Source organism: Streptomyces canus (assembly GCF_001514145.1).
GTDB lineage: Bacteria > Actinomycetota > Actinomycetes > Streptomycetales > Streptomycetaceae > Streptomyces > Streptomyces canus.
In genome coordinates this window covers 342,251-361,528 of sequence record NZ_KQ948666.1, presented here as the reverse complement: position 1 = coordinate 361,528, position 19,278 = coordinate 342,251, and the positions used below count along the sequence as shown (strand labels likewise).

Genomic DNA, 19,278 nt, shown 5'->3' with positions numbered 1-19,278 from the left:
TGACCCGAAAGCGAGTAAGGCATGCACGAGGGCACGTACGACTTCGATCGCAGGTGACATTTGATGGACAACTGGCGAACCCATGCCGCGTGCCGCCGCGAGGACCCGGACCTCTTCTTCCCGATCGGCACCACCGGTCCCGCACTGGTCCAGACGGAGCAGGCCAAGTCCGTCTGCCGGCGCTGCCCCGTCCAGGAGCAGTGTCTTCAGTGGGCACTCGACACCGGGCAGGGAATCGGCGTCTGGGGCGGCACGAGCGAGACGGAACGCCGGGCACTCGCCCGGCGCGCGGCCGCCGCGCGGAGAAGGTCCGGCTGACCGGGTCCGTTCAGCGGGCCCGACGATCGGGCCCGGTCGACGCCATGTGCGGCGACCGGGCCCGTTCAGCGAGCCGTGCGGCGCAGCGGACCCCAGGAGTTCTCCTGCCGCTCCACTTCGGCCCGCGCCTCGTCGATCACCCGGGTATCGATCCAGCCCATCGGCCGCACGTCCGTCACGAGCGGCTCGTTGTCCGGCCCCCGGCCCTGCTCGCGGCCCTGGAGGACCCAGGGGCGTACGTCCGGGCCCTTCTCGTGCGGAAGGTGCGAGTAGTCGTAGAGGCGGCGCGCCACCCACAGCTGCACGGGTCGGCCCTGCCACCACTCCTCCACGTCGAGCGGGTTCGCCGACAGTCCCGGCAGGGACACGCCGGTGAGTTCGTCGGTGCTGGAAACGCGGGCCAGATCCACCTTGGGGCCGCACGACCAGCGGACGTACAGCTGTCCGTGCCGTTCGGTCAGGCTCCCGAGTTCAGCGAGTGTCATTACCACCGGCAACCCGTCCGACACGCTCATGTCCCGACCTCCCTCTCCTTTCGCAGGCATACGGGGTACCCGGCGCGTCACGAAGAAAATCAGGCGTACGGCTGAGGCGGCGGGGCCCCCGGCATCCGCAGGGTGAAGAGGCTGCCGACGCCGGGCTCGCTCGCCGCCTCGACCGTTCCGCCGTGGGCGGCGACCAGGTGGCGGACGATGGGAAGGCCGAGGCCCGATCCCCCGGTACGGCGGCTGCGGGACTTCTCCGCGCGCCAGAACCGGTCGAAGACGTGCGGCAGGTCGTCCGGCGCGATGCCGGTGCCGGTGTCGGCGACCGCCAAGGCGATGTCCTCGCCGTCCCGGCGCGCGGACAGGGTGACCGTGCCGCCGGCCGGGGTGTGGCGCACGGCGTTGGAGACCAGGTTGCCGAGCGCCTGCCGCATCCGCAGCGGGTCGGCGTCCAGCCAGGGCTCGCCGTCGATGTCGGTGCGCAGTTCGACCCGGGCCGCGCCGGCGGTGACGCGGTGGGCGGCGGCGACCTGCTGGAGGAGTTCGTCGCAGCGGACGGGCTCCCGGTGCAGACGCAGGGTGCCGGCGTCGGCGGCGGCCAGGTCCTGGAGGTCGTCGATGACGCGCTGGAGGACGAGGGCCTCCTCGTGCAGGGAGGCGAGGAGGGCGGGGTCGGGGTCGACGACACCGTCCCGCGTGACCTCCAGCCAGCCGCGGATGTTGGTGAGCGGGCTGCGGAGTTCGTGGGCGATGTCGCTGACCATCGCCTTGCGCTGGGCTTCCAGGCGTTCGCGGCGTTCGGTCAGGTCGTTGAAGGCCACGGCGAGGATGCCGGTCTCGTCGCGGGTGGTGACGGGGACGCGCACATGGAGTTCGGGCGGCTGCTGGGCCGCGGCGGTGAGCGCGCGCAGCGGGCGCACCAGCCGGGTGGCGACCAGTGCGGTGGCGGCGACGGTGACGGCGAGCACGAGACCCGCGGTGCCCACGACCTTGGCCTTGTTGGCCGGGGACATGTCGAACAGCACGGCGGGCGTGTCCCCGGTGCCCAGGAAGAGTTCGGCCACCGGGGCCACGTACGGGTCGAGCTGGGCGCGGCGGGCGTCGTCGAGGCAGGCCTGGGCCTCGCGTGCCTCCTTCGCGTCCTGTTTGACGAAGGTGGGCGCCAGCGACGGGGACCGGAAGTCGGTGCCCGCGAGCCCGGCGCCGACACTCAGCGGTGTCTCGGCGCTCAGGCCATTGCGGGTCAGACAGGCGCGCGCCCCTGCCTGGAGTGCGGCCAGGGCCTTCTGCTCCGTGGGCATCGGCGTGTTCAGGACGCCGTCGGCGCAGGCGTCGGGCACATAGGAGGGCTGCGCGGAGCTGTCCGCTTCGGTGAGGACCGCCCGGCCGCTCGGGGTGTGCACGATGGTGGTCTCGATGCCGTTCCGGGCGAAGCAGGACTGGCGTCTGCGCGCGTTGGCGTCGATCTCGGTACGTTCCCCCTTCGTGAGCCGGTACGGGCCGACCACCCGAGGGTCGATGCCGCCGATCTGGGCGCCGCGTTCGCTGTACGTGTCCGTGCGCAGCGGGTCGACGGTGGCGGCGGCGCTCGGCGGCAGGGCGGTGCCGCGGGCAGCCGAGTCGGCGACGGTCCTGCGGTCGGGGGTGACGAGGGCGATGCGCCGGCCGGTCTTCGCGGACAGCTCCCGCACGGTGGCGGCCACGCCGGTCCAGTCGGGGTGGGTCGCCGCGTATCCGCTGAGCTCGGCGAGGACCTCCATGTCGTCGGCGAGTGCCTGCCCCTGTTCCTCGCGCAGGGCCTGGGTGGTGGTCGCCACGGCCAGCCAGGCGGTCGCGGCCACCGAGCACACGGCGATGAGCCCGGAGGTGATCAGCAGGCGGACCAGCAGCCGCTTGTGCAGGGGTATACGGGCACTCATCCGCGGCCGCCGCTGAGCTTGTAGCCCACGCCGAACACCGTCAGCAGCCGCACCGGCCGGCGCGGGTCGGCCTCGATCTTGCGGCGCAGGTTCATGATGTGCACGTCCACGGCCCGTTCGGTGGAGGCCCGGTCGGTGCCCCGGGTGACCTCCAGCAACTGCCGCCGTGAGAAGACCCGTTCCGGCTCGGCGACCATGGCGAGGAGGATCTCGAACTCGGCCGGCGTGCAGTCCACCGGTGCCCCGTCACAGCGCACCTCGTGCCGTACGGGATCGACCGCCAGGCCTCCGGCGCGCACGACGGGATCCTCGGGCCGGTCGGTGACCGCGCCCCGTCCGCTGCGCCTGAGCACGGTCCGGATACGGGCCATCAGTTCGCGCGGGCTGTACGGCTTGGTGATGTAGTCGTCGGCGCCCAGCTCCAGGCCCAGCAGGACGTCGTCCTCCTCCGACCGGGCGGTGAGCATCACGACGGGAATGTCCTCGTCGCGGCGCAGCACCCGGCACACGCCGAAGCCGTCGATCACCGGAAGCATCAGGTCCAGGACGACGAGGTCGGGGGCGAGCCGCCGGGCCGCGTCCAGGGCGGCCCGGCCGTCGTGGACCACGGTGGCGGTGTGGCCCTCCGCGAGCAGGGATCTCCGTATGAGTTCGGCCTGCATCTCGTCGTCCTCGGCAACCAGCACATGTGCGCACACCTGGCGGATCCTAAGCGGTCAGCGGGCCAGGGACTTGGCGTCGCCCATGACGACGACCGGATGGAGGTCCGGATCCAGGGTGCGGAGCAGCTCCTTCATGTGGTCCTCGGCGATGCTCACGCAGCCGTGGGTGGGTCCGCCGTGGTCGACGTGGAGCCATATCCCGCCGCCGCGCCCCGCGCCGAGGGGCCGGGTCCAGTCCAGCGGTGAAGTCCCGGGCTGCCGGTTGTAGTTGATGGCGATCACGTAGTCGAAGGATCCGGCCAGCGGCTCGCCCTCGAAGCCCGTGCCGGGTGCGGTGAAGCCGACGCCGCGGTCGTACGGCAGCTTGGTGCCGGGGTCCTTCAGCAGCCCTCCGGCGTCCGTGAGGGTGTAGACGCCGATCGGTGAGCGCAGGTCGCCCGCCAGGTGGTGGTCGGTCCAGCCCTTGAGGGCGTTGTGTGCGGGCCAGCTCGCACCGGCCTGCCAGCCGGCCTCGGTGCGCTCGTACAGGACCACGGCGGAGGCTGACGAGTCGCGGCCCCGCCCGGTGACCACGACGGCCTGTCGTGCGTCCGCCGGCACCTTCGCCCATGTCTTCGGCCCGAGCCCGGGTATCTGCTGGGGGGCGACCTCGACGGATATCTCCGGCGAGGGTGTGGGCGTGGGCGTGGGATCAGGAATCTCCTGAGAGGGCGTCAGCGGGCCCTCCGTGCTGGCCACGGCACCGCCGCCGCATCCGGTGAGAAGCAGGGATGCGGCGAGCAGGGCCACGTGGGTTCTGCGTGTGATCATGCAACGACTCTGGCCGACACTTTTGAGGAACTCGTCAGGTTCTAGGGCCGGTTCGGTTTACCCGGTGCGTAGAGCCAGGTCTGGAACAGGCTGTCCAGGTCCTTCCCCGACACCCGTTCGGCAAGGCGCTGGAACTGCGCGGTGGTCCCGTTGCCGCCGCGGTGCCCGGACGCCCAGGCGCGCAGGATCAGGAAGAACGCCCGGTCGCCGACCCTCGTGCGCAGCGCGTGCAGGGTCATGGCGCCCCGGGCGTAGACGGGGGTGCCGAAGATGTTGGCGCCGCTGCCGGGGTCGCCGGGCGGGAATTCCCACAGGTCGTCGCTCGCGGGCTTCGCGTACAGGTCGTCGAAGGCCTTCTGCGCGCTGTCGCCGCCGTGCTGCTCGGCGTAGAGCCACTCCGCGTAGGTCGCGAAGCCCTCGTTGAGCCAGATGTCCTTCCAGGAGGTGAGGGAGACGGAGTCGCCGAACCACTGGTGGGCGTTCTCGTGGACGAGGGTGCTCAGGTCGGGTGCCCGGTCGTAGACCGGACGGCTCTGGGTCTCCAGCGCGTAGCCGACGTTCGGGGCGCGGTCCACGATGGAGCCCGCCGCACGGAACGGATAGGGCCCGAACAGCTTGCTCTCCCACTCCAGGACGGAGGGCAGTTTCTTGAGGACCGGGGCTGCCGCGGCGGCCTCGCGCGGGTCGACGGCGTTGTAGACCCGGATGCCGCTCTTGGTGGTGAACTGCTGCACGTCGAACTTTCCGACGGTGGCCGTGGCCAGGTAGGCCGCCATGGGCTCGCTCTGGCGCCAGCGGAACGTGGTCTTTCCGTGCGTGGTCCGCCGGGAGAGGAGGACACCGTTGGCGACCGCGGTGCGCCCCTTGGGGACGGTGATCGTGAAGTCGTACGACGACTTGTCGGTGGGGTGGTTGTTCGCCGGGAACCAAGTCATGGCGCCCTGCGGCTCCCCGGCGACGAAGGCCCCGTCGTCGGTGGGGATCCAGCCGTCGAGCGAGCCGTCCGGGTCGGTGACGGGGCGGGGCTTGCCCTGGTAGGTCACGGTGATGGTGAACCGTTCCCCCTTGCGCAGGGCGCGCCTCGGGGTGACGACCAGTTCCTGTCCGTCGCGGTGGAAGCCGGCCTTGGCGTGATCGACCGTCAGGCCCGTGACGGTCAGGCCCTTGAAGTCGAGGTCGAAGCGGCTGAGGCGCTGGCCGGCGCGGGCGGTGAGGACCGCCTTGCCGTCGAGACGGCCGCTGCCGGGGTCGTAACCGAGCGTCAGATCGTAGTGGTCGACGTGGTATCCGCCGTTCCCGGCGAGCGGGAAGTAGGGATCGCCGGCTCCGGACGAACCCGTCGACGGAGGCGCGCCGGCCCCGAGCAGCGCCACGAGGGCGACGGGGGTGGTGGCGAGGACGAGAGTGCGTCTGACGGCCTTCGGCACGTGCGCTCCTACAGGTCGGGGGGTGGGCAACGCTTCACACTAAAGGCCGCCTCCGCCGCAACTCACCCTTGATCAGGTCAAGTCGCGCCCGGCCGCGCAGTACGCTCCCGACGCACACCCTCCCTTCGTCGAGAGGCCGTCCGTGAGCGTTCGCATCCGCCGTGTCTACGAACCCCCCGAGCCCGCGGACGGCGTGCGCGTCCTGGTCGACCGGCTCTGGCCGCGCGGGCTGTCCAAGGACGCGGCCCGCGTGGACGAGTGGCCGAAGGCGCTCACCCCGTCGACCGAGCTGCGCCGCTGGTACCACGCCGGCGAGGGGTCGTACGAGGAGTTCGCCGAGCGCTACGAGGCGGAGCTGACCGGTCCCGAGGCGTCCGGACTTCTCGACCGGGTCCGGGAGCTGGCGGACAAGGGTGACGTGACCCTGCTGACCGCGTCGAAGACGCCGGAGCGGAGCCACGCCACCGTGCTGGCGCGCCTGCTGGAGTCCTAGCCGACCTGCTTGGCCGCCGCCCGGCCCGCCGCGCGCCCCGAGAAGAGGCAGCCACCGAGGAAGGTGCCCTCGAGCGCGTTGTAGCCGTGCACACCGCCGCCGCCGAAGCCGGCGACCTCACCCGCCGCGTACAGGCCTTCGAGGGGCTTGCCGTCGGTGCCCAGGGCTCGGGAGTCGAGGTCGGTCTGGATGCCCCCGAGGGTCTTGCGGGTCAGGACGTGCAGCTTGACGCCGATGAGGGGGCCGGCGGCGGGGTCGAGGATGCGGTGCGGGGTGGCGACCCGGCCGAGGCGGTCGCCGATGTAACGGCGGGCGTTGCGGATGCCCTGCACCTGGGCGTCCTTGCTGTAGGAGTTAGCGATCTGGAGGTCGCGGGCCTCTATCTGGCGGCGGATGACGGCGGCGTCGAGCAGGGCCTTGTCGGTGAGCCCGTTCATCTTCTCGACCAATTGCTCCAGGTTCGGGGCGGTCACGAAGTCCGCGCCCTTGCGCAGGAACGCGTCGACCGGTCCCGGAGCTCCCTTGCCGAGGAGCCGCTCCTTGAGGAAGCCCGCGCGGTCCTTCGCGGTGATGTCGGGGTTCTGCTCGGAGCCCGAGAGCGCGAACTCCTTCTCGATGATCTTCTGGGTGAGGATGAACCAGGAGTGGTCGTGGTCCGCGATGTCCTCGGTGGTGCGCAGGTGCCTGAGGGTGCTGAGGGTGTCGTAGCCGGGCAGGCAGGGGTCGGGCAGCCGGCGGCCCAGGGCGTCGAACCACAGGGACGAGGGGCCGGGCAGGATGCGGATGCCGTGGCCGGGCCAGATCGGGTCCCAGTTCTGGATGCCCTCGGTGTAGTGCCACATGCGGTCGCGGTTGACCAGCCGGACGCCGGCGCCGGCGCTGATGTCGAGCATCCGGCCGTCGACGTAGGCGGGCACGCCGGTGACCATCTCGGCGGGCGGGGTGCCGAGCCGCTCGGGCCAGTAGCGGCGGACGATGTCGTGGTTTGCGCCGATGCCGCCGGTGGTGACGACGACGGCGTGGGCGGTGAGCTCGAAGTCGCCGGCCCGGTCACGGTTGGAGGCGACACCGCGCGCGGAGTTGTCCTCGGCCAGCACCGTGCCCCGCACGCCGCGGGCGGTGCCGTCCTCGACGACCAGTTCGTCGACCTGGTGGCGGTGGTAGAAGGTCAGCAGTCCGTCACGCGCGGCCTGCTTGGCGTACCCCACGAAGGGCTCGACGACCCCGGTGCCGGTGCCCCAGGCGACGTGGAAGCGGGGCACGGAGTTGCCGTGTCCGTGGGCGGTGAGGTCACCGCGCTCGGCCCAGCCGACGGTCGGCAGGAACTTGATCCCGTGCCCCTCCAGCCAGGACCGCTTCTCCCCCGCCGCGAACTCGACGTAGGCGCGCGCCCAGCGCACCGCCCAGGAGTCCTCGTCGTCGACGCGGTCGAACTGCGCGCTGCCCTGCCAGTCGTTCCAGGCGAGGTCGAAGGAGTCCTTGATGCCGAGGCGCCGCTGTTCCGGGGAGTCGACCAGGAAGAGTCCGCCGAAGGACCAGAAGGCCTGGCCGCCGAGGTTGGCGGCGTTCTCCTGGTCGACCAGCGCGACCCTCTTGCCGCGGCTGGTGAGCTCGTGCGCGGCGACCAGGCCCGCGAGCCCCGCTCCGACGACGATGACGTCGGCATCCATGGCGACCGTCCCTTCCCTCATACGGTGGTGTCGCTGCCGTCGGTGAGCAGCGCGGTGAGCAGTTGCTTCAGCCAGACCCGGGCCCGCTCGAGGTCCCCGTCCAGCAGCAGTTGGACGGTGACACCGTCGTAGGCGGCGACCACGGCGTGGGCGGCGTCCTCGACGTCGGCCAGCACGGCGGGCAGTTCCGCGTGTCCACGCGCGCGTGCCAGCCGGTCGGCGACGGCCCGCCTGAGCCGCGCCCGGTGTTCGAGCAGGGTCCGGGCGACCTCGGGCACGCGGGCGGCGTGCACCAGAAAGTCGGTCTTGACCAGGAGCCAGTCCCGGTCGAGGAGCAGCACTTCGGTGACCCGGTCGACGGCGGCCAGCACGTCGAGCTCGGGCCCGTCGAGGGCGAGCGCGCCGGAGACCTGCTCGGCGATCAGGTCCGCGCGCTGCTGGTAGAGCGCGAAGAAGAGCTCGTCGAGGCTGTCGAAGTTCGAGTAGAAGGCGCCCCGGCTGTATCCGGCGGCCTCGCAGACCTCTTCGATCGACACGCGCCCGAAGCCCTTGGCGGCGAACACCGCGAAGGCCGCGTCCAGGAGATTGGCACGCGTGCGGACCCGGCGCCTGGTCACGCGTCTGGTCGTGTCCTGTGTCGCCATGTCGGGTCCTCCGTTCGATACGCGAATGTATCCGATACAGCGATGCATCGAAAGAGCCGAACAGCTCAGCAGATTTTATTGGAACAAGTTTTCGAATAAGGAGTACGCTGGATCCATGACCGCGCACCTCCAGGGCTCTCTCTTCGACCAGACCGACCAGCTGCGGCTCGGCCCCCTCGACGGGATCCGCCGTACCGTGCTCGGCTTCGGCGCCTGGATCGACGTACTGCCCGCATGGCTCGGCGGCTCCGGCCCCCTCTTCGAACAGCTGGCCGCGGAGGTGCCGTGGCGGGCGGAGCGCCGCACGATGTACGACCACGTCGTCGACGTACCGCGCCTGCTCGCCTTCTACGGTGTGGACGACGAGCTGCCGCATCCCGTACTCACCGAGGCCCGCGAGGCGCTCACCGCGCACTACGCCGAGGAGCTGGGCGAACCCTTCACCACCGCCGGGCTCTGCTACTACCGCGACGGCCGGGACAGCGTCGCCTGGCACGGCGACCGGACCGGGCGGGGCGCCCGGGAGGACACCATGGTCGCCATCCTCTCCGTGGGCGCGCCACGCGACCTGGTGCTGCGACCGGTGCGCGGCGGTGCCGGGACCGTACGGCGGCCGCTGGGACACGGCGACCTGATCGTGATGGGCGGCTCCTGTCAGCGCACCTGGGAGCACGCCGTGCCGAAGTCCACGCGCGCCACGGGACCGCGCATCAGCATCCAGTTCCGCCCGAACGGCGTGCGCTGAGGCAGAGAGGCGGCTGCTTCCGCCGCACGCGGGGGCTGCCTCCGGCGGACGGTGCCGGAGGCAGCCTTGTCACCACGGAAGTTGACCGCTGGAGGACCGGTACCCGCCGCTCCGGATCGCCTGAGCGTCTGCTTTGCTGTGTGCCGTCGGGCAGGGACTCATCGGGTGGGGCGATCATGAGCGCAGGCGTGCAGCAAGTCGCGGACGGCACCTATCTGGTGCACGGCAGCAACACCAACTGGGTGATCCTGACCGAGGGAAGCGCCGCCACGCTGGTCGACACCGGCTACCCGGGCGACCGGGAGCAGGTACTCGCGTCCCTCGCGGAGGTGGGGAGTTCACCGGAGGCGGTCACCGCCGTGCTCATCACGCACGCCCACAACGACCACCTCGGCTCCGCCGAGTATCTGCGCAGCACCTACGGCACGCCGGTCTACCTGCACGAGGCCGAAGTGCCGCACGCGCGGCGGGAGTTCCTGCACCAGGTGTCCGTCGGGACGGTCCTGCGGAACGGCTGGCGGCCCGGTGTGCTGCCGTGGGCGGTGCACGCGATCCGGGTGGGCGGCACGGCCCATGTGCCCGTCGCCTCCCCGCAGCCGTTCCCGGCGGAGGGCACGCTCGATCTGCCGGGCCGTCCGGTGCCCGTGTACACGCCGGGCCACACCGACGGGCACTGCGCCTTCCACCTCCCCGAGCGCGGCGTGGTGATCTCCGGCGACGGCCTGGTGAGCGGTCACCCCACCTCGCGGGTCAAGGGGCCCCAGCTGCTGCCGGACATGTTCCATCACGAGCGCGCCCGTGCCGTGGCGTCACTGGACGTGTTCGCGGAACTGGAGGGAGATGTCCTGCTGCCGGGGCACGGGCCGGTCCACCGTGGTCCAGTCCGTGAAGCGGCACTTCAGGCCAGGGACCGTGCGCTCTAAGGTGAGGTGACGATCACCGACCAGGCAAGGACAGAGCACCGATGGCACTGCAGATCAGCGCGACGAACCCGGAGCACCCCGCGCTCCTGCTCGAACTGCCGTGGCAGCTGCCGCTGGAGCAGTGGCCGGAGGAGGTCCTGGTCCCGCTGCCGCGCGGCATATCACGCCACGTGGTGCGCTACGCCCGGGCCGGTGACGAGGTCATCGCCGTGAAGGAGCTCGCCGAGCGCCCGGCGCTGCGCGAGTACGAACTGCTGCGCGACCTGGACCGGCTCGGCATCCCCGCCGTCGATCCGCTCGCCGTGGTCACCGGGCGCGCCGACAGCGACGAGGCCCCGCTGGAGCCGGTGCTGGTCACCCGGCATCTGGGCGGCTCGATGCCGTACCGCTCGATGTTCGAGACGACCATGCGACCCGCCACCATGCACCGCCTCATGGACGCGCTGGCCGTGCTTCTGGTCCGCCTGCACCTGGCCGGGTTCGCCTGGGGCGACTGCTCACTGTCCAACACGCTGTTCAGACGGGACGCGGGCGCCTACGCCGCCTATCTGGTGGACGCCGAGACCGGTGACCTGCATCCGCAGCTCAGCCCCGGGCAGCGGGAGTACGACCTCGACCTCGCCCGTGTGAACATCAGCGGCGAGCTGCTCGACCTGGAGGCCTCCGGGGCGCTGCACCCCTCGGTGGACGCGATCGAGTTCGGCATGGAGATCTGCTCGCGCTACAACAGCCTGTGGGAAGAGCTGACCCGTAGGTCCGTCTACCCGGCGGGCAAGTACCACTTCATCGAGCGCCGGATCCGCCGGCTCAACGAACTCGGCTTCGACGTGGCCGAGATGCAGATCGAGCACGCGCCGAACGGCGACACGGTCACGTTCGTGCCGAAGGTCGTGGACGCGGGCCACCACCAGCGCCAGCTCCTGCGCCTGACGGGCCTGGACACCGAGGAGAACCAGGCCCGCCGGCTCCTGAACGACCTGGAGAGCTGGATGGCCACCCAGGACGACTACGCTCCGGGCGACCCCCTCGGCGCCCGCCCGGAGGTGCTCGCCCACCGCTGGGTGCGGGACGTCTTCCGGCCCACGGTGCGGGCCGTGCCGCTCGAGATGCGCGGGTCGATGGACTCGGCCGAGATCTACCACGAGCTGCTGGAACACCGCTGGTACCTGTCCGAGCGGGCCCAGCACGACATCGGCCTTGACACGGCGGTGGACGACTACATCAAGAACATCCTCCCCAAGGCCCGGGAGACGCTCCAGCCCACCCCCGCCACCGCGGACTGACCTCAGGCGTGCGGCACCACGGCCACCGGGCAGTCCGCGTGGTGCAGCACGCCGTGCGCGACCGACCCGATCCGGGATCCCACAGCGGTACGGCGGGCCCGGCGGCCGACGACCATCAGCTGGGCCCGCGCGGTCACCGACAGCAGCACCTGCCCCGCGCTGCCCATCTCTATGTGCTCGACGACCGGCACGCCGGGGAAGCGTTCCCGCCACGGCTGGAGCGCCGAGGCCAGGGCCTTCTTCTCGTACGGCTCCAGCCCGCCGGCCTCGTCCAGTAGCTTCAGCGAGCCGGGGCTGTACGCGAACACCGGCGGCAGCGTCCAGGCCCGTACGGCACGCACGGTGGCCCCCCGTGCCGCCGCCGTCTCGAAGGCGAACCGCAGGACGTCGGCGCTGTCCTCCGGGTCGCCCTCCTGGCCCACGACGATCTCGCGCCCGGAGGCCTCCGCGGTGGCCTGGTCCCCGGCGCGCACCAGGACCACGGGCCGAGCCGCCTCGGCGATCACCTGCTGGCCCACCGAGCCCAGCAGGAAGCCGACGACCGGCCCGTGCCCGCGGGAGCCGAGGACCAGCAGTTCGGCGTCGGCCGCGGCGGCCACCAGCACGTCCACGCTGCCGCCCTCGACGACCTCGGTGGACACGTCGAGCCCGGTGTGCCGCCCGGTGACCGCCCGGACGGCCTCGCCCACGGCGTCCCGCGCCCACCCCTCCTGGGTGTCCCGGTCCCCCGCGTCGATCCCCTCGTACGGCTGGAACCGCCACGCGTGCACCACCCGTAGCGCCATGTCTCGCCGGACCGCCTCCCGCGCGGCCCAGTCCAGCGCGGCGATGCTCTCCTCGGTTCCGTCGATCCCTGCGGTGATCGGGCGGGTCATGCGGTGGCCTTCCTGTCAGCGGTCACGTGCGTGCGGTCCAGTCTTCACTACGCTGCCCTCATGGCACTGGAATGGGAACAAGTCATCGTGGACTCGGCCGATCCCGTCGCCCTCGGGCGCTGGTGGGCCGAGGCGCTGGGCTGGGTGGTGGTCGAGGAGGCCCCCGACGAGTTCGAGATCCGTCCCGAGAAGGACCGGATGCCGGGGCTGCTCTTCGTGCCGGTGCCGGAGGCGAAGACCGTCAAGAACCGGCTCCATCTCGACTTCCGTCCGGACGACCAGGAGGCCGAGGTGACCCGCTTCCTCGCCCTGGGCGCCCGGCACGCGGACGTGGGGCAGGGCGAGGTGCCCTGGGTGACGCTCATGGATCCCGAGGGCAACGAGTTCTGCGTGCTGGGCGAGCGCCGGGCCTGACCCCGGCAGGGTCAGCCATACCTGCGCGTAGCCCGGCGATCGAACATACGATGGGCGGGACCGGGTCGGTGACCACGGGGGGCGCTGGGCCCTGACCGACCACTCGGGGTGGGAGACGTATGGCACAGGCCGCCGAATCGGCGCGGACCGTCATCCTGACCGTGGACGACGACCCGGGGGTCTCCCGCGCCGTCGCCCGCGATCTGCGGCGGCGTTACGGCGAGTCGTACCGGATCGTGCGCGCGGAGTCCGGGGAGTCCGCGCTGGAGGCGCTGCGGGAGCTGAAGCTGCGCGGCGACCTCGTGGCGGTGATCCTGGCCGACTACCGCATGCCGCAGATGAACGGCATCGAGTTCCTCGAACAGGCCCTGGACGTGTATCCGGGAGCCCGTCGCGTGCTGCTGACGGCGTACGCGGACACCAGCGCGGCGATCGACGCGATCAACGTCGTCGATCTCGACCACTATCTCCTCAAGCCGTGGGACCCGCCCGAGGAGAAGCTCTATCCGGTGCTGGACGACCTCCTGGAGGCGTGGCGCTGCAGCGACTACCGGCCGGTGCCCGCCACCAAGGTGATCGGACACCGCTGGTCGGCGCGATCCTCGGACGTGCGGGAGTTCCTGGCCCGCAACCAGGTGCCGTACCGCTGGTACTCCACGGAGGAGCCGGAGGGGCAGCGGCTGCTGGCCGCCGCGGGGCAGGACGGGCAGCGGCTGCCGGTGGTGATCACCCCCGACGGCACGCCCCTGGTCAAGCCGGAGGCACCCGATCTGGCCGCCCACGTGGGCCTCGCCACGACCCCGACCGCCGACTTCTACGACCTCGTCGTCATCGGCGGCGGCCCGGCCGGGCTCGGAGCGGCGGTGTACGGGGCCTCGGAGGGGCTGCGGACCGTGCTCGTGGAGCGGTCGGCGACCGGTGGTCAGGCCGGGCAGAGCTCACGGATCGAGAACTACCTGGGCTTCCCCGACGGTGTGTCGGGCGCCCAGCTCACCGACCGGGCCCGCCGGCAGGCGACGAAGTTCGGCGCGGAGATCCTCACCGCCCGTGAGGTGGCCGGCCTGGAGGTCAACGGCGCGGCCCGCACCGTGCGCTTCTCGGACGGGTCGGCGGTGGCCGCGCACAGCGTGATCCTGGCGACCGGCGTGTCGTACCGGCAGCTGGAGGCGCCGGGCTGCACGGACCTGACCGGCTGCGGGGTGTTCTACGGCTCGGCACTCACCGAGGCGGCCTCCTGCCAGGGGCAGGACATCTACATCGTCGGAGGCGCCAACTCGGCGGGGCAGGCGGCGATGTACCTGTCCCGGGGCGCCAAGTCGGTGACCCTGCTGGTGCGCGGACCCGATCTGTCCGCCTCGATGTCGCACTACCTGATCCAGCAGATCGAGGAGGCTCCCAACATCTCGGTACGCGCGCGTACCGTCGTCGAGGCCGCGCACGGCTCCGACCACCTGGAGCAGCTGACCCTGCGCGACACCGAGAGCGGGGAGACCGAACTCGTCGACGCGCAGTGGATGTTCGTGTTCATCGGCGCGGCCCCGCTGACCGGTTGGCTGGACGGCACGGTGCTGCGGGACGAGCACGGGTTCATCCTGGCCGGGCCCGACCTCACCGCCGACGGGCGGCCGCCCGCGGACTGGGAGCTGGACCGGCCGCCGTACCACCTGGAGACCAACATTCCGGGCGTGTTCGTCGCGGGCGACGCGCGCGCCGAGTCCGCGAAGCGGGTCGCGTCCGCCGTCGGAGAGGGAGCCATGGCCGTGATGCTCGTCCACCGGTACCTGGAGCAGTCATGAGCGGGCAGTTGATGCCGTGCAGTCCCGGGGAGATCGGATCGCTGTTCCTGTTCGAGAAGCTGTCCCCCGAGCAGCTCGGTCAGCTGTGCGCCGCGGGCCGGGTGGAGCGGTTCGAACCCGGTCCGGTGTACACCGAGGGTGAACCCGCCACCTGCTTCTACGTGATGGTCGAGGGCACAGTCGTCCTCTCCCGCCGGGTCGGCGGCGACGACGTGGAGGTCAGCCGCACCTCGCAGCGCGGGGTGTACGCGGGGTCCATGCAGGCCTATCTCGGGGACCGGGTGCGGCAGACCTACAACAACTCCATGCGGGTGACGGAGCCTTCGCGGTTCTTCGTGCTGCCCGCGGAGGCGTTCTCGGCCTTCATGCAGGAATGGTTCCCGATGGCGGTCCATCTGCTGGAGGGGCTCTTCTTCGGTTCGAAGAACACCCAGCGGGCCATCGGGCAGCGGGAACGGCTGCTGGCGCTCGGCTCGTTGTCCGCCGGTCTCACGCACGAGCTCAACAACCCGGCGGCGGCGGCCGTGCGGGCCACGGCGACGCTGCGCGAGCGGGTCGGCAAGATGCGCCACAAGCTCGCCGTCATCGCGCAGGGCTCCTACAGCCCCGAGGTGATGGCGAACCTCATCGACATCCAGGAGCGCACGGCCGAACGGGTGGCCAAGGCGCCTGTGCTGAGCCCGCTGGAGGCCTCGGACCGGGAGGACGCGCTCAGCGACTGGCTCGACGACCACGGCATCCAGGAGGGCTGGCGGATCGCCCCCACCTTCGTGCAGGCGGGCCTCGACGTGGACTGGCTGGACCAGATCGCGGCGGCCGTGGACGAGGAGATCCTGCCGAACGCGATCGGCTGGCTCAACTACACCGTCGAGACCGAGCTGTTGATGGACGAGATCAACGACTCCACGGCCCGTATCTCGCATCTCGTCGACGCGGCGAAGCAGTACTCCCAGCTGGACCGGGCGCCGTATCAGGTGGCCGACGTACACGAACTCCTCGACAGCACGCTGCTGATGCTGTCCGGGAAGATCGGGCAGCAGATCAAGGTGGTCAAGGAGTACGACCGGACGCTGCCGAGGATCCCGGCCTACCCCGCCGAACTCAACCAGGTGTGGACGAACCTGATCGACAACGCGGTGCAGGCCATCAACACCGTCGGCGGGGACGGGACGTTGACCGTCCGGACCGCGCTCGACAACGACCGGCTGCTGGTGGAGTTCCGGGACACCGGGCCCGGGGTGCCGCCGGACATCCGCGGGCGTATCTTCGATCCCTTCTTCACCACCAAGCCCGTGGGCGAGGGGACGGGGCTCGGGCTCGACATCTCCTGGCGGATCGTGGTCAACAAGCACCACGGGTCGCTTCAGGTGGAGTCGTCACCGGGCGACACCCGCTTCCAGGTGCTGCTTCCGCTGACCGCCGCGGACAACGACACGACCGAGGAGCCGGAATGACCGACATCAAGGGGCTCGACCCGAGTGTGCCGCCCAGCGGGGACGGGTGCGTGGAGTGCGACGCGGCGGGCGGATGGTGGTTCCATCTGCGGCGGTGTGCGCAGTGCGGGCACGTGGGGTGCTGTGACTCCTCGCCCGGGCAGCACGCGACCGGGCATTTCCGGGACTCGGGGCATCCCCTGGTGCAGAGTTTCGAGCCGGGTGAGGAGTGGTTCTGGAACTTCGAGACGAGTGAGATGTTCGAGGCGGGGCCCGAGCTCGCGGCGCCGGGGAGTCATCCGGAGGGTCAGCCGGCTCCTGGGCCGGAGGGGCGGGTGCCGGCGGATTGGGCCCGAACGTTGCGCAGATGAGTTCCCCGCGCCCCTGAGGTCGGTCAAGCCCCTGTCAGAGGCAAGTGCCAGGATGTATTCGTGTCGCAGATCTCCATCAGTACGCCTCTCATCGGCCGGGAAGACGAACTGACCCGGCTCTCAGGTGTGCTGGAGCGTGCCCGCAGCGGGGAGGCTCGGGCAGTCCTCGTCGCCGGGGACGCCGGGGTCGGCAAGACACGGCTGCTGGACGAGGTCACGGGGCGGGCCGCGACGGCCGGGATGACCGTGCTCACCGGGCACTGTGTCGATCTCGGTGACGTCGGCCTGCCGTATCTGCCGTTCACCGAGGTCCTGGGAGCGCTCGCCCAGGACGCGCGGTTCGCCGATGCCCTCGCCGCGTATCCGGCGGTGGGACGACTGCTGGGCGGCGGCGCTGTCGGCGACTCCGGTGGGCGGCTTCGGTTGTTCGAGGGGATCGCCGGGCTGCTCGCCGATCTCTCGGACATCGCTCCCCTGCTGCTCGTCCTGGAGGATCTGCACTGGGCCGATCAGTCGTCCCGCGATCTGCTGCGGTTCCTGCTCAGCCGGGGGATCCTCCAGCGGTCGGCGGGTGGGACGCCCACGCACCGGCTGGCCGTTCTCGCTTCGTACCGTGCGGATGATCTGCACCGGCGGCATCCGTTGCGTCCGCTGCTCGCCGAGCTGGTGCGGCTGCCCGGGGTCGAGCGGCTGGAGTTGCGGCCGATGGCCGACGGCGAGGTGGCCCGGCTGGTGCGGTCTCTGCGGGAGGGGCCGCTGCCCGACCACACCGTGCGGCGGATCGTCGAGCGGGCCGAGGGCAACGCGTTCTATGCCGAGGAGTTGCTCGCCGCCACGGGGAGCGGGGACGGCGGGGTGCCCAGTGGGCTCGCCGACGTGCTGCTGATTCGGTTCGAGCAGCTGTCCGACACCGCTCAGCAGATGCTGCGCACCGCCGCCGTCGCCGGGCGGCGCGTCGAGCACGACCTGCTGCGGGATGCCGTACGACTGCCCGAGGAAGAGCTGGAAACGGCGCTGCGGGAGGCCATCGGGCGACAGCTGCTGGTGCCCGGCGAGGGGGACACGTACACGTTCCGGCATGCCCTCGCTCGTGAGGCCGTGTACGCCGATCTGCTGCCGGGCGAGCGGGCGCGGCTGCATGGGGCGTTCGCCCGGCTGCTCGACGGGCGCGGGCATCGGGCCGAGAGCGCGGCGGAGCGGGCCCACCACTACCGCGAGAGCCATGACCTGGCCGAGGCGCTCGCCGCCTCGCTGGAGGCCGCGGACCACGCCCAGCGGGTGGGGGCGCCCGCCGAGGAGCTACGGCATCTGGAGGCGGCCCTCGACCTGTGGTCGGCGGTGGAGCCGACGGCGCGCCCCTCGGGTGAGGGGGTCGGCCTGGTACGGCTCATGCTGCGGGCCTCGGCGGCGGCCGCGCACACCGGCGAACTGCACCGGGCGGTCTCGCTCACGCGCGCCGCGCTCGCCGGTGTCGGCCAGGAGGCGGACTCCGAACTCGCCGCCCGGGTACGCTACACGCTCGCCGGGAACCTGATGAGCGTCGACAACCTCACCGCGGCCTTCGCCTACAGCAGCGAGGCGCTCGCCATGATCCCCGCCGATCCCCCGTCCCGTACCTGGGTGTGGGCCGCGGCCACCCATGTGATGGCGGCCCGGCACGTCGGGGAGAACGAGGTCGCGCTGCGGGTCGCCCGGCAGGCCCTCGGCACCGCCGAGCAGTTGGGCGTACCGGACGCCCAGGCGGATCTGCTGATCTCCCTGGCCGTCCTCGAAGGCGGCGGCCGCCGCACGAAGGCGGGGCGGGAGCGGCTGCGCCAGGCCCGGGAGCTGGCCCGGCGGGCGGGCAGCACCCCCGTGGAGATGCGCGCGCTGTTCAATCTCGCCGTCGGCTGCTTCGAGTCCGGGCACCTGGACGAGTGTCTGCCCTGGCTCACCGAAGGGCTGGACCGTGCCCGTCGCGCCGGGCTGCTGTCGTCGCCGTATCCGATGGAGATGCGCTACCTGCAGCTGCTGGTGCTGTACACGCTGGGCCGCTGGGACGACTGTGTCCGGGCGGCCCACGCCGATGCCGACGTGCTGCCCGCGGCCGGCGGGTACACGATGGCGCCCGCGCTGTACGTCGGGCTCGCGCGCGGCGACCGCAGGGCCACCGACCGGGCGCGGGCCCTGCTGGAGGGGCCCTTCGACTGGATGGCCACGCTTGTCGCGGGCATCGCGCTGACCGACGCGGCGGCGCTGCGGGGCGATGCGGAGGACGCCGTACAGCGGATGCGGTCCACCGTCTCGGCGCTGACGGACGACACGGGCGCGCTTCCTCACGTCACCGTCCGGCTGGCCACCCTCGCGTTGTCCGCGGTCGCCGACCGGGCCGACGATCTGCGCCGCAAGGGGGACCAGGCCGGGGCGCGTCGCTGGGCGGAGACCGCGACCGAGCTGGTCGAACTGGCCAGGACCACCGCCGCGCACGGCGAGCGCGGGATACCGCAGGGTCCGGAGGGACAGGCCTGGCTGGCGCGGGCCGAGGCGGAGTGGACACGGGCCCGGTCGGGGCCGGATCCGGAGGCCTGGGCGAGGGCGGTCGCCGCGTTCGACTTCGGTGACGTGTACGAACCGGCGCGCTGCAGGCTGCGGTACGCCGAGGCCCTGCTCGCCGCCGACCGGCGTGTGGAAGCCGAGTCCGAGGCGCGTGCCGCTCGTGAGGTGTTCGCCCGGCTCGGCGCCACGGTGCTGCTCGAGCAGGTCGACGAGCTGATCCGGCGCGGCCGGCTCGCCGAGGCTCCGCCCACCGCGTCGGTGCTCACTGCCCGTGAGCAGGACGTGCTGCGGCTGCTCGCCCGGGGGCGCAGCAACCGCCAGATCGGCGAGGAGCTGTTCATCACCGGCAAGACGGCGAGTGTGCACGTCTCCAACATCCTGGCCAAGCTGGGCGCGGCGAGCCGCACCGAGGCCGTGGCCGTCGCCTACCGCAAGGGGTTGATCGCCCCGGAGACGACGGCCCGCGGCTGACGCT

18 protein-coding genes are annotated in these 19,278 nt (G+C 71.7%); 10 read left to right on the top strand and 8 right to left on the bottom strand.

What is annotated here, in order from left to right; all coding sequences use genetic code 11:
* Positions 1–63 precede the first annotated feature (63 nt).
* Positions 64–318 carry a WhiB family transcriptional regulator gene (locus AQJ46_RS32340; protein WP_057611382.1) on the top strand — a complete coding sequence of 85 codons (255 nt, stop codon included), beginning with the start codon at positions 64–66 and terminating at the stop codon, positions 316–318.
* 65 nt (positions 319–383) lie between these two features.
* Here AQJ46_RS32340 and AQJ46_RS32335 read toward each other — a convergent pair whose 3' ends face one another.
* From AQJ46_RS32335 to AQJ46_RS32315, 5 genes are read right to left on the bottom strand one after another with little or no spacing between them, the layout of a single operon-like run.
* Positions 384–833, bottom strand: coding sequence for a DUF6098 family protein (locus AQJ46_RS32335; RefSeq protein ID WP_059208924.1), 450 nt, complete (start codon positions 831–833; stop codon positions 384–386).
* Between the two features lie 59 nt (positions 834–892).
* Positions 893–2,722 carry a sensor histidine kinase gene (locus AQJ46_RS32330; protein WP_059208923.1) on the bottom strand — a complete coding sequence of 610 codons (1,830 nt, stop codon included), beginning with the start codon at positions 2,720–2,722 and terminating at the stop codon, positions 893–895.
* Entirely contained in the window at positions 2,719–3,420 is a 702-nt protein-coding gene (locus AQJ46_RS32325) for a response regulator transcription factor (RefSeq protein ID WP_059208922.1), read from the bottom strand. Before AQJ46_RS32325 ends, AQJ46_RS32330 begins: the two co-directional genes overlap by 4 nt.
* 18 nt (positions 3,421–3,438) lie before the next feature.
* Positions 3,439–4,194, bottom strand: a complete 756-nt coding sequence (locus tag AQJ46_RS32320; RefSeq protein WP_059208921.1) for a L,D-transpeptidase family protein — start codon at positions 4,192–4,194, stop codon at positions 3,439–3,441.
* Between the two features lie 41 nt (positions 4,195–4,235).
* Positions 4,236–5,621, bottom strand: coding sequence for a M1 family metallopeptidase (locus AQJ46_RS32315; protein WP_059208920.1), 1,386 nt, complete (start codon positions 5,619–5,621; stop codon positions 4,236–4,238).
* A gap of 142 nt (positions 5,622–5,763) precedes the next feature.
* On the opposite strand from AQJ46_RS32315, the gene AQJ46_RS32310 reads away from it, so the two are divergent.
* Positions 5,764–6,114 (top strand): DUF488 domain-containing protein, encoded by a 351-nt coding sequence (locus tag AQJ46_RS32310; RefSeq protein WP_059208919.1) that lies wholly within the window; start codon positions 5,764–5,766, stop codon positions 6,112–6,114.
* On the opposite strand, the gene AQJ46_RS32305 is transcribed toward AQJ46_RS32310, so the two are convergent.
* Together AQJ46_RS32305 and AQJ46_RS32300 are read right to left on the bottom strand one after the other, a co-directional pair.
* Entirely contained in the window at positions 6,111–7,784 is a 1,674-nt protein-coding gene (locus AQJ46_RS32305) for an FAD-binding dehydrogenase (RefSeq protein WP_059208918.1), read from the bottom strand. The genes AQJ46_RS32310 and AQJ46_RS32305 overlap by 4 nt on opposite strands.
* A 17-nt stretch (positions 7,785–7,801) precedes the next feature.
* Positions 7,802–8,428, bottom strand: coding sequence for a TetR/AcrR family transcriptional regulator (locus AQJ46_RS32300; RefSeq protein WP_057611390.1), 627 nt, complete (start codon positions 8,426–8,428; stop codon positions 7,802–7,804).
* A 115-nt stretch (positions 8,429–8,543) separates the two neighbouring features.
* On the opposite strand from AQJ46_RS32300, the gene AQJ46_RS32295 reads away from it, so the two are divergent.
* From AQJ46_RS32295 to AQJ46_RS32285, 3 genes are all read left to right on the top strand, one after another.
* The gene (locus tag AQJ46_RS32295; RefSeq protein ID WP_059208917.1) at positions 8,544–9,173 is read left to right on the top strand and encodes an alpha-ketoglutarate-dependent dioxygenase AlkB; all 630 of its coding nucleotides are present in this window, start codon (positions 8,544–8,546) and stop codon (positions 9,171–9,173) included.
* Between the two features lie 176 nt (positions 9,174–9,349).
* Positions 9,350–10,096: an MBL fold metallo-hydrolase gene (locus tag AQJ46_RS32290; protein ID WP_059208916.1), complete on the top strand. Its 747-nt coding sequence runs from the start codon at positions 9,350–9,352 to the stop codon at positions 10,094–10,096.
* A 41-nt stretch (positions 10,097–10,137) separates the two neighbouring features.
* Complete coding sequence (locus tag AQJ46_RS32285) at positions 10,138–11,379, top strand: DUF4032 domain-containing protein (RefSeq protein WP_059208915.1); 1,242 nt, start codon at positions 10,138–10,140, stop codon at positions 11,377–11,379.
* Positions 11,380–11,381: 2 nt separating this feature from the next.
* On the opposite strand, the gene AQJ46_RS32280 is transcribed toward AQJ46_RS32285, so the two are convergent.
* Positions 11,382–12,254, bottom strand: coding sequence for a universal stress protein (locus AQJ46_RS32280; RefSeq protein ID WP_059208914.1), 873 nt, complete (start codon positions 12,252–12,254; stop codon positions 11,382–11,384).
* Positions 12,255–12,314: 60 nt separating this feature from the next.
* Here AQJ46_RS32280 and AQJ46_RS32275 point away from each other — a divergent pair, with 60 nt between their 5' ends.
* The 5 genes from AQJ46_RS32275 (at position 12,315) to AQJ46_RS32255 (ending at position 19,274) form a co-directional block, all read left to right on the top strand.
* On the top strand, positions 12,315–12,668 hold the full coding sequence (locus AQJ46_RS32275) for a VOC family protein (RefSeq protein WP_059208913.1): 354 nt from the start codon (positions 12,315–12,317) through the stop codon (positions 12,666–12,668).
* A gap of 119 nt (positions 12,669–12,787) precedes the next feature.
* On the top strand, positions 12,788–14,464 hold the full coding sequence (locus tag AQJ46_RS32270) for an FAD-dependent oxidoreductase (RefSeq protein ID WP_059208912.1): 1,677 nt from the start codon (positions 12,788–12,790) through the stop codon (positions 14,462–14,464).
* A complete protein-coding gene (locus AQJ46_RS58840) occupies positions 14,461–15,918 on the top strand; it encodes an ATP-binding protein (RefSeq protein ID WP_059208911.1) in 1,458 nt (485 codons plus the stop codon). The genes AQJ46_RS32270 and AQJ46_RS58840 overlap by 4 nt, the downstream gene beginning before the upstream one ends.
* Complete coding sequence (locus tag AQJ46_RS32260; protein ID WP_059208910.1) at positions 15,915–16,268, top strand: UBP-type zinc finger domain-containing protein; 354 nt, start codon at positions 15,915–15,917, stop codon at positions 16,266–16,268. The genes AQJ46_RS58840 and AQJ46_RS32260 overlap by 4 nt, the downstream gene beginning before the upstream one ends.
* Positions 16,269–16,328: 60 nt before the next feature.
* Entirely contained in the window at positions 16,329–19,274 is a 2,946-nt protein-coding gene (locus AQJ46_RS32255; RefSeq protein WP_059208909.1) for a helix-turn-helix transcriptional regulator, read from the top strand.
* Positions 19,275–19,278: the final 4 nt, after the last annotated feature.

Coding starts and splice junctions, on each gene's coding strand:
- AQJ46_RS32335 (WP_059208924.1), bottom strand. CDS start 833: ATGAGCGTGTCGGACGGGTTGCCGGTGGTAATGACACTCGCTGAACTC.
- AQJ46_RS32300 (WP_057611390.1), bottom strand. CDS start 8,428: ATGGCGACACAGGACACGACCAGACGCGTGACCAGGCGCCGGGTCCGC.
- AQJ46_RS32340 (WP_057611382.1), top strand. CDS start 64: ATGGACAACTGGCGAACCCATGCCGCGTGCCGCCGCGAGGACCCGGAC.
- AQJ46_RS32320 (WP_059208921.1), bottom strand. CDS start 4,194: ATGATCACACGCAGAACCCACGTGGCCCTGCTCGCCGCATCCCTGCTT.
- AQJ46_RS32270 (WP_059208912.1), top strand. CDS start 12,788: ATGGCACAGGCCGCCGAATCGGCGCGGACCGTCATCCTGACCGTGGAC.
- AQJ46_RS32275 (WP_059208913.1), top strand. CDS start 12,315: ATGGCACTGGAATGGGAACAAGTCATCGTGGACTCGGCCGATCCCGTC.
- AQJ46_RS32295 (WP_059208917.1), top strand. CDS start 8,544: ATGACCGCGCACCTCCAGGGCTCTCTCTTCGACCAGACCGACCAGCTG.
- AQJ46_RS32330 (WP_059208923.1), bottom strand. CDS start 2,722: ATGAGTGCCCGTATACCCCTGCACAAGCGGCTGCTGGTCCGCCTGCTG.
- AQJ46_RS58840 (WP_059208911.1), top strand. CDS start 14,461: ATGAGCGGGCAGTTGATGCCGTGCAGTCCCGGGGAGATCGGATCGCTG.
- AQJ46_RS32280 (WP_059208914.1), bottom strand. CDS start 12,254: ATGACCCGCCCGATCACCGCAGGGATCGACGGAACCGAGGAGAGCATC.
- AQJ46_RS32260 (WP_059208910.1), top strand. CDS start 15,915: ATGACCGACATCAAGGGGCTCGACCCGAGTGTGCCGCCCAGCGGGGAC.
- AQJ46_RS32285 (WP_059208915.1), top strand. CDS start 10,138: ATGGCACTGCAGATCAGCGCGACGAACCCGGAGCACCCCGCGCTCCTG.
- AQJ46_RS32305 (WP_059208918.1), bottom strand. CDS start 7,784: ATGGATGCCGACGTCATCGTCGTCGGAGCGGGGCTCGCGGGCCTGGTC.
- AQJ46_RS32290 (WP_059208916.1), top strand. CDS start 9,350: ATGAGCGCAGGCGTGCAGCAAGTCGCGGACGGCACCTATCTGGTGCAC.